The following is a 12,617-nucleotide window of genomic DNA, read 5'->3' as shown; positions in this document are numbered from 1 at the left end:
GCGCGCAAGGGAGGAAACGGACAGATGAAAAAGGCGATCTTCCGCCGGCACGGCGCCCCGACCGAGGTTATCGAACTCGTCGATGAACCGGACCCGCAGCCGGGGCCGAAAGAGGTTCGCGTCCGCACCCGGTTCATGACCATCAATCCCGCCGATCTGCTGTCCATCGAAGGCCGCTACGGTGCGGAACCGATGGACCTTCCCGCCACCCCCGGCGTCGGCGCCTACGGGATCGTCGATGCGGTGGGGCCGGAGGTCACACGGCTGGCGGTTGGCGACGCGGTGCTGCCCGTGGGCGGCGGTTTCTGGGCCGATACGCTGATTTTGCACGAACGGATGGCCCCCAAGGCGCCCGTCGGCGCCGACCCGCAGCAGGCCGCGCTGATGCGCGCCAATCCGGGCACGGCATGGTTGCTGCTGACCGACATGGTGGCGTTGTCCGAAGGGGACTGGATCGTGCAGAACGCCGCCAATTCCAACGTGGGCCGGATGGTGATCCGCTTTGCCCGCGAAAGGGGCATCCGCACGGTGAACGTCGTTCGGCGCGATGACGTCGTAGGGGCGCTGAAGGACGACGGCGCGGACGCGGTGATCGTCTCGGACGGGGGAGACGAACTGGCTCAATCGGTCCGCGAGGCCGCAGGTGCCCCGCCGAAACTGGCGCTCGACGCGATCGGCGGCGCGTCCACAGGCGCGCTTGCCGCCGCCGTGGCGGACCGGGGCACGGTCGTCACCTACGGTCTGCTCTCGGGCGAGGACCACCGTGTCGCCGCGCGGGACATGGTCTTTCGCGACGTCCGGCTGCGGGGCTTCTGGTTGTTCGACTGGTATCGCACCGCCACGCCCGAGAAGATGCGCGACCTGCACACGTTCCTCGAGGACAAGCTGGCGGCAGGCGTGCTGCACACCGAAATCGATGCGGCCTATCCGCTGGACCGCATTCACGACGCGCTGTCCCACGCGGCACGGGGCGGACGCAACGGCAAGATCATGTTGACGGGAGACAAAGATGCGTGACGTTTATGTACTGGCAACCTCCTGCACCGCCTTCGGCAAGCGCCCCGGTGACAGCTTCAAGGACCTGACCCGCGAAGCCTATACCGCCGTGCTTGCGGATGCGGGGTTGGAAAACGGCGATGTCATCGAACAGGCGTGGTTCGGCAACTGCGGCATGGGCACTTTCGGCCAGCGCAACATCCGGGGACAGGTCTGTTTCACGCCGCTGGTGCGCGAGGGCCTCTTTCCCGAGCGCGTGCCGATGATCAATGTCGAAGGCGGCTGCGCCACCGCTTCGATGGCGTTTCACGGGGCATGGAAGGACGTCGCCTCCGGCGACATGGAGGCCTCTCTGGCCATCGGTGTCGAAAAGACCTTTGTGCAGGGCGATCCGGGCCGCACGCTGGAAATCTTCGAGGGCGGTATCGACCAGCTCGATCCGGAGGAATGGCACGCCTACTACAAGGCGCGCGGCGCCGAAGCAGGCAAGCCCTTCGATCCGAACGGCGCGGGCGGGACCGTCTTCATGGACACCTACGCCATGCAGGCCGCGTGGCATATCAAGACCTATGGCACCACGCAGGAGCAGATCGCGATCGCGGCGTCCAAGAACCACTGGCACGGGTCCATGAACCCCAAGGCACAGTATCGCTTCGAGGTGTCGGTCGAGGAAGCGCTGAACGACCGCGAGGTATCCTGGCCGATCACCCGATCCATGGCCGCGCCGGTAGGCGACGGTGCCGCCGCGGCGATACTCGTGTCAGGCGACTTTCTGGCGCGGCAGCCGGCAGAGGTCCGCGCCCGCGCCCTGAAGGTCCGGGCATCGGTGCTGACGGGTGGCAAGTACCGCGATCCCGCCGAACCCGGCCTGAGCCGCGTCGCCGCGCAGAAGGCCTATGCGAAGTCCGGCCTGTCCCCGTCCGACGTGAACCTTGTCGAATTGCATGACGCGACTTCGTTCTGCGAGATCTTCCAGCTCGAGATGCTGGGGTTCGCAGAGGACGGCAAGGGGGGCGACCTCGTCGAAAGCGGCGCGACCCGACTGGGCGGCCGCCTGCCGGTGAACCTGTCCGGGGGGCTGGTGTCCAAGGGGCATCCCGTCGGCGCGACCGGCCTGTCGATGATCCACGAACTGGGCCTGCAGCTGCGAGGAGAAGCCGGAGAGCGTCAGACCGACAGCCCGAGGATCGCCATGGCCGAGAACGGCGGCGGCGTGATCGGCTTTGACGAGGCCGCCTGCTCGGTGATCCTGCTCGAAGCGCCGGAAGCCTGACGGCCTCGCGTACCGGACCTGGCAGCCCTACAGTTACGAGAAAGGCCCCGGCGATCGTCGCCGGGGCCTTCTTCTTTCAGGATATCCTGCCCGCAGGTTTCAGGCGTCAACGCCTTCCCAGTAGGGCGCCCGCAGTTCCTTCTTGATGACCTTGCCGAGCGCGTTGCGCGGAAAGTCCTCGCGCAGTTCGACGCCCACCAGCCGTTGGGTCTTGGCCAGCCGCTCGTTGCACCATGCCAGTATCGCGTCGGAATCGGCGTTTGCATCGTGGGGAATGACGAGGGCGAGGCAGCTTTCCCCCCACTTGTCGTGGGGCACTCCGATCACCGTGACGTCCTTGACCTCGGGATGCTGGCCCACGATGGCTTCCACGTCGCTCGGGAACACGTTGAAGCCGCCCGAGATGATCATGTCCTTCTTGCGATCGAGGATCTTGAGGAAACCGTCCTCGTCCAGCATCCCGATATCTCCCGACCGGATGAAGGTACGCCCGCGCGCATCGCGCCAGATCAGTTCGGCCGTCTGTTCCGCGCGGCCATGATACCGGGACATGATCCCGGCGCCGTATCCCGCGATCTCGCCCGCTTCGCCGGTCGGCATCTCGTTGCCTTCGTCATCGAGAATGCAGACCTCGAACCCGATCACCGGGGTGCCGACGGTGTCGAACTTCTCGTCATGCTGGTGAGGCCGCAGGATCGACGCGAACCCTTCGGAGTAGCCGTAGAGTTCGTAAAGTCCGGGCGATATGCGGTCCATCACCTCGCGCTTGGTGTTCCGCCGCAGCGGCGATCCCGCAGAAAGGACGGTCTGCAGGCTGGACAGGTCGGCCTTGTCCAGCGCGGGCTGATCCAGCACCATGATGTATTGCGCCGGCACCATGAATGTATGGGTGATGCGCTCGCGTTCGACGATGTCGAGGAAGCCGGCCGCGTCGAAGCCCGGCATCACGTGCAATGTGCCCCCCGCGAACAGGATCGGCAGCATCATCAGCCATGTTCCGTTGGAATAGAGCGGTGTCGTCACCAGCGCGCGGCTGGATGCGCCAAAGCCCATTTCGACCGCATTGGAAAACGCCCAGTGCAGCCGCGCGCGGTGCGTTTGCAGGATCCCCTTGGGCAAGCCCGTGGTGCCGGAAGAATAGATCAGGTTGAACGGATCGGTCAGCGCGTGGCGGACGTCGGGCGCACCGGTGCGGTCGCCTTGCAGGACGTCCGCAAGCGGATACCAGCCGTCGCCGGAGAAACCGTGGGAAATCCAGTGCCGGACGGCGCCGGACCCCGCGCGCAACGGTTCGACGCGGTCGCGGAAGGCATCGGAGACGATCGCCACCACCGCGCCGCTGTCGGACAGAAGCCCGCCCAGCTGGTCGCTGGTCAACAACCCCGAGAGAGGCACGACGCAGGCCCCTGCCCGGACGACACCGAAGATCGCCTCGAGCGTCTCGATGGCGTTACCCATCATCACGGCGACCATGTCGCCCTTGCCGACGCCCTGGTCGATGAGGTGATGCGCCACCCGGTTCACGTTTGCCGAGAAATCCCCCCAGGTCCGGGTATCGTCCCCGCAGACGATGGCGGTCTTGCGGGGGTAGTGCCGTGCGTGGGTCGCGAAAAGGTCTGGAAGATAGACCTGCGGGTCGTCGAGCATATCCGTCATGGCTGTGTCCTTTCATGATGGTGCGATCCGCGTCCGGGCCCGTTTGCCCGGCTTGCGCACGCCAGTGCGTTTCGCGGATGCACACGTCCGTTGCGTGGCAGGCTTTCCGGCGCCGCCTGTTCAGGGCGCGCCCGATGGAGTTTTTGACGCAGGGGTGAATTGCGGACCGGGAGCGCCGTCATTCAGCCTACTCCCGGAATGTCCAGCGCCCGTGCGGCGAACCTGTCCGCAAGCGGGCCGAGCGCTTCGGCTTCGTCCGAGGCCGCGTTCCCGCGACGGGCGCGGTCGGCGATGCCGATGAAGATCACCGCGAACCGGAACAGGGCGAAGGCCACATGGAACGGCAGGAGCGGCGCATCGAGGTCGCTGTAACGGAAATATTCCTCCACGAATTCCGCGCGCGTGGGGATTCCGCTGTCTTCCCATCCGGTGCCGAGGATGCCGCCGTACTCTTCGGGTGAGGAATGCCAGGGGATGACGCAGAAGCCGAGGTCGGCCAGGGGATGTCCCAGGGTGGAAAGTTCCCAGTCCAGGACGCCGACCACCTCGGGACGGTCGGGATGATACATCAGGTTGCCCAGCCGGAAGTCACCGTGGGCAATGGCCACGACCCCGTCGTCCGGCGGCGTGTTTTCGGACAGCCAGCGGGCCAGGCGGTCGAGGCGGGGCAGACGTTCGGTCTCGGACTCCTCGTATTGGCGGGTCCAGCGGCGAATTTGCCGCTCGAAGTAGTTGCCGGGGCGACCGAAGTCTTCGAGGCCCACTTTCTCCGGACGGACCGCATGCAGGCGGGCCAGGGTGCGGGCCATTTCGAGGTAGGTGTCGCGGCGCATCTGCGGTGTCATGCCCGGCAGCGTGCAATCGCTGAGGACGCGGCCTTCCAGCCGTTCCATCAGGTAGAACGGTGCGCCGAGCACCTCCGGGTCTTCTTCCAGACGGAGCGCGCGCGGCACGGGCACCGGCGTGTCGCGCAGTGCGGTCATGACGCGGAATTCCCGTTCGATCGCGTGCGCCCCCGGCAGGATCGGGCCGGTCGGCTTGCTGCGCAGCACCAGTTCCCGGTCACCCCATGTCACGAACCACGTCGGGTTGGACTGTCCGCCGCTGATGCGCCGGGTCGACAGCCCCTCCCCTTCGGGCATGGCGTCTTTCAGCCAATCGGCCAGCGCGCTCTCGTCCAGATCCTGCATGGTTCGGCCCCCTCCCGGGCGATGGATGTTTCCGCGATGACGTCACGCGGAGGTTGCCTCAGAGCGAGGACACAAGGTGGCCGCCGTCCACCGCGATCTCGGTGCCGGTCATGAACCGGCCCAGGTCGGATGCCAGCAGCAGCAGCGGCCCGTCCAGATCCTCGGCCTGACCCAGCCGCCGCATCGGCACACGCCGGATCAGCGCCTCGCCCGCCTCGGTCTCGAAGAAGGCGCGGTTCAGGTCCGTCTCCACATAGCCGGGGCAGAGCGCATTCACGCGAATGCCGTGACGCGCCCATTCCAGCGCCAGCGATTTCGTCAGTTGCAAAAGCCCCCCCTTGGAGGCGGCATAGGCGGATACATGACCGGCAACGCGCATCCCGAGGATCGAGGCGACGTTGACGATGGTTCCCGGCCGCCCGGCATCCTTCATCGCGCGCGCCGTGGTGCGGGCGACGTGGAACGCCCCCTTGAGGTTGATGTCGATGATCTGGTCGATGGTCGCGGTATCGAGGTCGAGGGCCGATGCCGAAGCCGTTGTCCCCGCGTTGTTGACGACGATGTCGAAGACGCGGCCCTGAAGTGCCTGTTCGACAGACTGGGGCGCCGACACGTCCATTTCCACCGCGTCGGCCTGCCCACCCGCATCGCGGATCTCGCGGCAGACGGTTTCCAGCCGGTCGGCGCGGCGCGCCGCCAAGGTGACCCGGACCCCCTGCCCCGCCAGCAGGTGCGCAAAGTGGACCCCGAGGCCCGAGGACGCACCGGTGACGAGGGCGGCGCTGCCCGAGAGGCCGGGCCAATTCGCTGTCTGTTCGACCTTGTTCATCACGGCTCCCCAAATATCAAACGAACGATTGTTTTTTAACAATGCACGGATTCGCTGTCAATGCGACCGGGCTTCTGAAGGTATCAGGATCGCCCCGGCGTTACCGGGGCGCACGGGCGGGCCGGCCCGCGCGATTCACGCGGCGTAGGCGCTCTTGAGCGTGGCCACGAACTGGTCGGAAATCTCTGCGGGGCTGCGCCGCCCGTCGCCTTCGTACCAGACCGGCACCCAGTTCAGCGATCCGAACAGGCCGAGCCGAAGGATGGTAGGGTCGGCCCCTTCCGGCAGGTTCAGCGCCTCGAAAATGTCGCGGAAGATCTGCTCGTAGGTGCGGCGGTGATCGGTGACGACCTGCGCCACCTCCTTTTCGCCACCGATGAACTGGGGCGAAACGATGGCCACGAGGTTGTCGTTCTGGATCAGTCCCTCGAGGTGGGCGCGTGCGGAAAGGCGCAGGCGCTCCCAGGGGTCGTCGACCCCTTCGAGAGCGGCGAGGACGCGCGCCGTCATGGTCTGCACCACGTCATTGTGCAGTTCGACGAAGAGCGCCTCCTTGGAGGGGAAATGGTAGTAGACCGAACCGGGCAGCATCCCCACCGCGGCCGAGATGTCGCGCATCGAGGTGGCATCGTAGCCCTTGGCCGCCATCAGCGTACCGGCGGCGCGCAGGATGTCCTCGCGCCGGTTCTTGCCGCCCTTGCCGCGTGCGGGCCGGGGCGACGTTGCGGGCTTTTCGGTCGTTTCCTGCTTGGGTCTTGGTCTCAAGGGGCTGATCTCTTTGCTTGGGGCGTCCGGTCGTCGACGGGCGGGGCCATTTTCGCGATGGAAGGGCGGGTTGGCAACTGTTTCGCACGGTTCCGTCGCGACGAACAGGGGTTCAGGGTGTGCGGATGTCGCTGTCGTTGCTGTTCATCCTGCCCATCAGTTCCAGCGCCTCGGGCGAAACCATGAGGTCGCAGAACAGGGTCCGTTCATCTGCCAGCGCGTCCGGATCGGGGGTGGCCCGGCGGATCAGGCGCTTGATTTGCGCCAGCGCGCGCGGCGACAGCGCGGCGAGTTCTTCGGCGATGCGCAGGGCGTGATCCAGAACGGGCCCATCCACGCAGGCGTTGACCATCCCCAGCTCCGCCGCGCGGCCCGGATCGAACGTGCGCCCCAGCAGCATGAACTCCAGCGCGCGGGCCTGCCCGATCAGCGCCGTGAGCCGCTGCGTCCCGCCTGCGCCGGGCAGGAGACCGATGCGGATCTCGGGGAGACCGATCGGGTAGTCGCCTGCCTGCGCGAAGCGCATGTCGCAGGCGAGGGCCAGTTCGAAGCCGCCCCCCATGGCGGTTCCGTTGATCGCCGCGATATAGGGTTTGGCGCTGGTTTCGATCCGTCGCATGCACTGGTGCAGGGCCGGTTCCGGCACCGGCCTCTCGGTGTCGAAGGTCAGGCCTCGTTCGGCCATCTTGCGGCTGCGCTTTTCAAGCACCTTGACGTCGTAGTGCCGTATGAACACGTCGTCCTGCGCGCCGGTCAGGACCACTGCGCGTATCGCCGGGTCGTCCTCGACCGCGTCCAGCATGCCGGGCAGCGCGGATTCGGTGCCCGGATCCATGTAACCCGCGTCGGGATTGCCGAAACGCAGGATCGCGACAGGCCCCTGCCGGTCCAGCGTGATGGTACCGCCCTGATCGCTCATGCCTTTTCCTTTCGCCGGTTCGATTTTTCTGTCCTGAGGTCGATCGCTCCGGGATGCGCGCAAGGGTCAGCGCCGGGTTCGAAAAGCTTGTGCTTCTGGACTTTCTGGGTCCCGGTGACAGGCAGGCTGTCGCGGAACACGACCCAGGCGGGCAGCTTGTAGTAGGCCAGCCGGTCCCGCGCGAAATCGAGGATCGCGGTCGCGGTCTGGTGATCCGGCGCGTGACCCGCGACGGGCACGATGACGGCCATCACCTCTTCGTCGCGCATCCGGTCGGGAACGGACAGCACCGCGACCTGACCCACGGCGGGATGGTCGATCAGGGCGTCCTCGACTTCGGCGGCTGAAATGTTCTCGCCCGACCGCCGGATCAGGTTCTTCGATCGCTCGAGAAAGCACAGCATGTCGCTTTCGTCCTGGGTCACCACGTCCCCGGTGTGGAACCAGCCGTCGCGCCATACCTCTGCCGTGGCCGCCTCGTTCTTGAGATATCCGGCAAAGAAGCCGGCGCGCGGATCGTCCCCCGGGGCGCGGACCACCAGTTCTCCGGCCGTGCCGCGCGGCACTTCGGCGCCGGTCTCGTCCACCACGCGGGCCTCCATGTGACCGGGCATGGGACGGCCGAACGCCCGCGTGTCGACCTTGCGCGGTTCGTGGCAGGCTGCGAGGAAACGACCGGTTTCGGTCATGCCCCACACCTCGACCATGGGCACGGCGAACCGCGCCTCGAAGGCGGCGTGGATCGCCGGATCGATCCCCGCGCCGAGACCGAAGCGCAGGCCGTGGGTCGCATCATCGGGTCGCGGCGGCGCCTTCATCAGCACGGGAGGGATGATGCCGAGATAATGGAAGGCTGTGGCGCGGGTGGCGCGTAGATCGTCCCACCATGTTTCCGCATGAAATCTGTCCGGCACGATCAGGCAAATTCCCGTCAGCAGCGCCGCCGTCAGGGTGTTGATGCCCGCGTTGACGTGAAAGAACGGCAGCGGGACGAAGATCCGCTCGACCCCGGGGCGCAGGGTCAGCGCCCCGCCGTGCTCGGCATAGGACAGGCCGGCGGCGACCGCATAGGCCGTGTCGAGGATCGCGCCCTTGGGTCGCGACGTGGTTCCGGATGTATAGATGACCGCGATCTCGGTGTTCCGGCCCGGCGCGCCGTCGGCGGCGGGCACCGGGGGCGGGGGCGGCGCGAAATCGGTCACGTCGGTCCGGTCATCCCAGTCGACGATCGGCAGATCGCCGGCGGCCTCCAGCCGGGCGCGGTTGTGCGGCAGGGCCACGGCGGCCTGTGCCTCGGAGTGCTCAAGCAGGTAGGTCAGTTCGTGGTGAAGGTAGTAGGGATTCACCGGCACCTGGGAAACGCCCAGCGCGTTCAGCGCGAGGAAATGCACGACGTGCGCCGGGTGGTTGTCCAGCGCCAGCGCCACGCGGTGGCCCATCCCCCAGCCGGCCGCGCGCCAAGTCTCGGCCAGCGCGCGGGTCTTCTCCAGCACTTCCGCGAAGGTCCATTCCGATCCCTCGGGCAGGTAATCCCGCCCGGGGCGCGGCGGCGTGCAGAGGAAGGGACGATCGGGCCAGCGGTCCGCCGCCGCCTCCAGTCCGGCAAAGAGTGTCTGCATCAGATCCGCTCCATCAGCAGTGCCATCCCCTGACCCGCGCCAAGGCACATCGACAGGATCGCGCGGCGCCCGCCCGTGTCCTCCAGATGTTGCATCGCGGTCAGGGCCATGCGCACCCCCGTGACACCCGGCGGATGGCCAAGCGAAATGCCCCCACCGTAGAGATTGTGCAGGTCGCGCGGAATGCCGAGCTGCGCCTCGGCGTGGATGTTGACGGCGGCGAAGGCCTCGTTGATTTCAAAGTAGTCGATATCGGACAGCGCGAGGCCAGTCTTCTCCAGCAAGGCGTTGATCGCGGGCACGGGTCCGTGCCCCATGATGCGGGCGGGAACCCCGACCACGGTCCAGTCGGTGATCCGGGCGCGGGGCGCGACACCCTCGTTCTCCAGCGCGGTCCGGTCCCCGACCAGCATGAAGGCCGCCGCATCGTTCACGGTGGAGGCATTGCCCGCCGTCACGCGGCCGTCCTTTCGGAAGGCGGGCCGCAAGCGGGCCAGCTTTTCGGCGGTTGCATCGGCTCGGGGGCATTCGTCGGTGTCGAAGACGACCGGACCATCCCTGCTTTCGAGCGTCATCGGCGTGATCTGCCGCGCGAGGAAACCGCTGTCGCGGGCCTTGAGCGCGCGCTCCTGGCTCATCGCGCCCCAGGTGTCCATCGCGTCGCGGGTGTACTGGTAGTCATCTGCGAGGTTCTCGGCGGTATCGCCCATGTATTCCTGCGAGAAAGGGCAACGGTAGGCCCAGTCGAGCATGTCCTCGATCTGCGCCGGGCCGCGTGGCGTACCGCCGCGCAGGGTGGTGATGGCGTGGGGCGCGCGTGAATAGCTTTCCGCGCCGCCTGCCAGCGCGATTTTCGAATGTCCGCTGTCCACCTGCTGGCCCGCGGAAAGCAGGGATTGCAGGCCCGAGGCACAGGCCCGTATCACGCCCAGCGCACCGGCGGATTCGGGGATCCCGGACTTGACGCCCACCACCCGCGCCGCAAACAGGCTGTCGCGGTCCGACGGAACCGTGGTGGTAAAGACCATGTGGTCCACCTTTTCAGGGGCGATCCCGGCGTCCGCCATGCAAGCGGCCGCGGTGCGGCCCGCCATTTCGGTCATTTCGAGCCCCGCGAGGCTGCCACCGAAGGCCCCCAGCGCCGTACGCAGGCCACCGGCCAATACTGTTTCCGTCATTCAGTCGCTCCTTTGTCTCTCGGTCGCGGTCACTTGGAGAAGAGGTAATCCGGCAGCCATGTGGCCAGGGCCGGGAAGACCGCGATCAATGCAAGTCCGATCAGTTGCAGTGCGATGAAGGGCATCACGCCACGATAGATGTCGAAGGTCTGGACACTCGCCGGGGCCGCGCCGCGCAGGAAGAAAAGCGCGAAGCCGAAAGGCGGCGTCAGGAAGGATGTCTGCAGGTTCACCGCGATCATCACGCCCAGCCAGACCGGGTCCGCCCCCATGAGGATCAGCACCGGTCCCACGATGGGCACCAGAATGAAAATGATCTCGAGGAAGTCGAGGAAGAAGCCCATGACGAACATCAGCAACATCACGAAGACCATCGCGCCGAACAATCCGCCCGGCAGGGCGTCGAGCAGGTGGTGCACCGTTTCCTCGCCGCCCAGACCCCGGAACACCAGCGAGAACAGGCTCGCGCCCACCAGGACTGCAAAGATCATCGCGGTAATCAGGCCGGTCTGTTCCGCGACCGGGGCCAGTTGACCGTCCCGGAAGAGCACCCAGCAGGCGACCAGCACGGCGACGATCACCACCGCCACCAGCAGCATCGCCCCCCAGACCGCAACCTGTTCGGTCGGGCTGAAGTCGCTGCGCTGGATCAGGAGGTCGAAGAACACGTTCAGGAGGATGAGGCCGATGGCCGCCACGACGCCCGCCCGGAAGACCCAGGCCAACCGGGGCCTTCCGCGCGACGCGGCCAGCATCAGCGCGCCGACCGCGCCGACGCCTGCGGCCTCCGTCGGCGTGGCGATACCCGACAGGATCGACCCCAGCACCGCGATGATCAGAAGTCCGGGCGGCAGCAGCCCGTTCAGAAGCAGCTTGAGGCTTTCCGCGCGGCTGAGCCCTTCTTCACCCTCTTCGGGTTCGGGGATCGGCGCGATCTCCGGTTTCAGCCAGGCCACGGTGATGATGTAGATCGCGTAGAGCGCCACCAGCACGAGACCCGGGATCAGCGATCCGGCAAAGAGATCGCCCACGCCCACGGACTTGCCCGCGAAATTCCCGGCCTTGAGGTTGGCCTGCTGGTTCGCGTAGGTCAGTACGTCGCCCAGGAAAACCAGCACGATCGACGGCGGGATCACCTGCCCCAGCGTGCCGCTGGCGCAAATCGTCCCGGTGGCGAGGCGCGGGTCATAGCCTGCCTTGAGCATCACCGGAAGCGCGATCAATCCCATGGTGACGACCGTCGCGCCGACGATCCCGGTCGACGCGGCCATCAGCATCCCGACCAGCACCACCGACAGGGCCAGCCCGCCCCGCATGCCGCGGAACAGCTTGGCCATGGACGTCAACAGGTCGGCAGCGACCTTGGACCGCTCCAGCACCAGCCCCATGAAGATGAACATCGGCGCCGCGATCAGAACCTCGCTGGACATCGTGCCGAAGATGCGTTGCGGCAGAAAGCTGAGCTGCCGCAGCTGGAATTCGCCAAGCCAGTAGCCGATCACCGCGAAGATCAGCGCAACCCCGGCCAGCGTGAAGGCCACCGGAAATCCCAGCAGGATCAGGAAGAAAATGGCGAGGAAAAGGAACAGTTCGAGGTATTCGGCGATCATGACTTTTCCTGCCCGGTCAGCGGGTTGTCACCGACGGTCACATCCTCCACCCGCGGTGGGGGCGCGGGGTCGTAGCCCAGCACGAGGATGCGCAGGTTCCGCAGGAAGAAGGAAATGGCCTGCAGCCCCAGGACAACGACAAAGACGAGAATGAAGCTCTTGAGGACGTAAAGGTAATCCAGCCCGGCGATCTCCGCGGAGCCTTCGCGCACCTTCCAGGACCGGGCCACGTAATCCACCGACCGCGACGCGATCACGTAGAGCAGCGGCGCGAGGAACAGCAGGGTGCCGCCCACGTTCACGATGGCCTTGGCGCGTGCGCTCATGCCGCCGTAGAACACGTCGATCCGGACGTGCTGGTCGGTCAGCAGCGCCCAGCCGCCGACGCCTGTCATGACGATGCCGAAGGCGTAGATCACCGTTTCATGGGCCGCCACGACCGACAGCCCGAAAACGTATCGCAGCAGCACGTTCACGAATGTCATCAGCACCATGAACAGCGTCAGCCATGAAAAGGCGCGCCCGATCGCGGCGGTCACCGCGTCAAGGATCGCGATTGGCAGGTCTAGGTAGCGCAAGTCG

At 66.5% G+C, this 12,617-nt stretch carries 11 protein-coding genes; 2 read left to right on the top strand and 9 right to left on the bottom strand.

All coding sequences use genetic code 11. From position 1 onward, the window contains the following. The first annotated feature begins 24 nt into the window (after nucleotides 1–24). Together BOO69_RS02420 and BOO69_RS02415 are read left to right on the top strand one after the other, a co-directional pair. On the top strand, nucleotides 25–1,017 hold the full coding sequence (locus tag BOO69_RS02420) for a zinc-dependent alcohol dehydrogenase family protein (RefSeq protein WP_071969977.1): 993 nt from the start codon (nucleotides 25–27) through the stop codon (nucleotides 1,015–1,017). After that, nucleotides 1,010–2,269, top strand: coding sequence for a thiolase family protein (locus BOO69_RS02415; protein WP_071969975.1), 1,260 nt, complete (start codon nucleotides 1,010–1,012; stop codon nucleotides 2,267–2,269). The genes BOO69_RS02420 and BOO69_RS02415 overlap by 8 nt, the downstream gene beginning before the upstream one ends. 99 nt (nucleotides 2,270–2,368) lie before the next feature. On the opposite strand, the gene BOO69_RS02410 is transcribed toward BOO69_RS02415, so the two are convergent. From BOO69_RS02410 to BOO69_RS02370, 9 genes are all read right to left on the bottom strand, one after another. Continuing rightward, nucleotides 2,369–3,925: a class I adenylate-forming enzyme family protein gene (locus tag BOO69_RS02410; protein ID WP_071969973.1), complete on the bottom strand. Its 1,557-nt coding sequence runs from the start codon at nucleotides 3,923–3,925 to the stop codon at nucleotides 2,369–2,371. 182 nt (nucleotides 3,926–4,107) lie between these two features. Continuing rightward, nucleotides 4,108–5,115, bottom strand: a complete 1,008-nt coding sequence (locus tag BOO69_RS02405) for a phosphotransferase family protein (protein WP_071969971.1) — start codon at nucleotides 5,113–5,115, stop codon at nucleotides 4,108–4,110. A 58-nt stretch (nucleotides 5,116–5,173) separates the two neighbouring features. Continuing rightward, nucleotides 5,174–5,944 (bottom strand): SDR family NAD(P)-dependent oxidoreductase, encoded by a 771-nt coding sequence (locus tag BOO69_RS02400; RefSeq protein WP_071969968.1) that lies wholly within the window; start codon nucleotides 5,942–5,944, stop codon nucleotides 5,174–5,176. Nucleotides 5,945–6,079: 135 nt separating this feature from the next. Further along, the gene (locus tag BOO69_RS02395) at nucleotides 6,080–6,709 is read right to left on the bottom strand and encodes a TetR/AcrR family transcriptional regulator (protein ID WP_083545424.1); all 630 of its coding nucleotides are present in this window, start codon (nucleotides 6,707–6,709) and stop codon (nucleotides 6,080–6,082) included. 112 nt (nucleotides 6,710–6,821) lie between these two features. Next, nucleotides 6,822–7,628 carry an enoyl-CoA hydratase/isomerase family protein gene (locus BOO69_RS02390; protein ID WP_071969964.1) on the bottom strand — a complete coding sequence of 269 codons (807 nt, stop codon included), beginning with the start codon at nucleotides 7,626–7,628 and terminating at the stop codon, nucleotides 6,822–6,824. Continuing rightward, the gene (locus BOO69_RS02385) at nucleotides 7,625–9,247 is read right to left on the bottom strand and encodes an AMP-binding protein (protein ID WP_071969962.1); all 1,623 of its coding nucleotides are present in this window, start codon (nucleotides 9,245–9,247) and stop codon (nucleotides 7,625–7,627) included. Before BOO69_RS02385 ends, BOO69_RS02390 begins: the two co-directional genes overlap by 4 nt. Continuing rightward, nucleotides 9,247–10,425: a thiolase family protein gene (locus BOO69_RS02380; protein ID WP_071969960.1), complete on the bottom strand. Its 1,179-nt coding sequence runs from the start codon at nucleotides 10,423–10,425 to the stop codon at nucleotides 9,247–9,249. The genes BOO69_RS02385 and BOO69_RS02380 overlap by 1 nt, the downstream gene beginning before the upstream one ends. A 29-nt stretch (nucleotides 10,426–10,454) precedes the next feature. Then, nucleotides 10,455–12,035, bottom strand: a complete 1,581-nt coding sequence (locus BOO69_RS02375) for a TRAP transporter large permease (protein ID WP_172839485.1) — start codon at nucleotides 12,033–12,035, stop codon at nucleotides 10,455–10,457. Next, complete coding sequence (locus tag BOO69_RS02370; RefSeq protein WP_071969957.1) at nucleotides 12,032–12,613, bottom strand: TRAP transporter small permease subunit; 582 nt, start codon at nucleotides 12,611–12,613, stop codon at nucleotides 12,032–12,034. The genes BOO69_RS02375 and BOO69_RS02370 overlap by 4 nt, the downstream gene beginning before the upstream one ends. Nucleotides 12,614–12,617 lie beyond the last annotated feature (4 nt).

Source organism: Sulfitobacter alexandrii (genome assembly GCF_001886735.1).
In the GTDB taxonomy this organism is placed as follows: Bacteria; Pseudomonadota; Alphaproteobacteria; order Rhodobacterales; family Rhodobacteraceae; genus Sulfitobacter; species Sulfitobacter alexandrii.
This window is presented reverse-complemented; position numbering and strand designations above follow the sequence as displayed.